1 protein-coding gene is annotated in these 694 nt (G+C 38.9%); it reads right to left on the bottom strand.

What is annotated here, in order from left to right; all coding sequences use genetic code 11:
* The coding region (locus tag KI363_RS21590) for a transposase (RefSeq protein ID WP_212967613.1) at positions 1–694 on the bottom strand (694 nt) is incomplete at both ends.

Consider the following 694-nt stretch of genomic DNA (forward strand, 5'->3'; position numbering starts at 1 on the left):
ATTTAAGAATTTCCCGAATAAAATATCTCGCTCCAATATTGTAGGAAGCGCTTAAATCAGAGTGATAGCTCTTACCATTTTTAAAGGTGGCAAGATCTTTTTTATTGTTCCGCACCACAAAACCAGACCCATCAAAAGCGAGGGCCGAAGTGTTTTTAGGACTCACTCTTCGAATCCGCATTCCTCGGTAATGGGCCATTTCTTCTACCTTGGATTGAATCGCTAATTTACACCAATGGTGTAGTTTGTGTCGTAACTTTTTCGCCCCAAAGACACCCTTGGGAAGTTTCATTTTTCCAAGGTACTCGAAAACAATGATGTCTGCTTGGTGTTTTTCTGCGAATCGAATGATTTCCACTGATGTGTTTGTTTTGATGTGATTTTGTAATCCGTTGATTCGCCTCCAATAGTTCGGCGCCTGGATATACCCAGAAGTGCGTTGCGCTTTCTTTAGTCTGTTCGTTAATGTTTTCATCCGGTCTTTTTCTATTGGTTGATTGATAAACTTTCTCCCAATGATAGTGCCATCTGAACGCATCGCTGAACAAACGGCAGAATGGGTTAACCCAAGGTCTACCGATACAATGATTTGTTCCTTTGTTTTTTTGTTGTTTAATGTAATATTTTTTTCGTAGGAGAAGTGAATGAAATACTTTTTTCCTTTTTTCACTAATGTAGGATTGTTTTCTTTCCA

Source organism: Lederbergia ruris (genome assembly GCF_018332955.1).
Taxonomy (GTDB): domain Bacteria; phylum Bacillota; class Bacilli; order Bacillales; family Bacillaceae_C; genus Lederbergia; species Lederbergia ruris.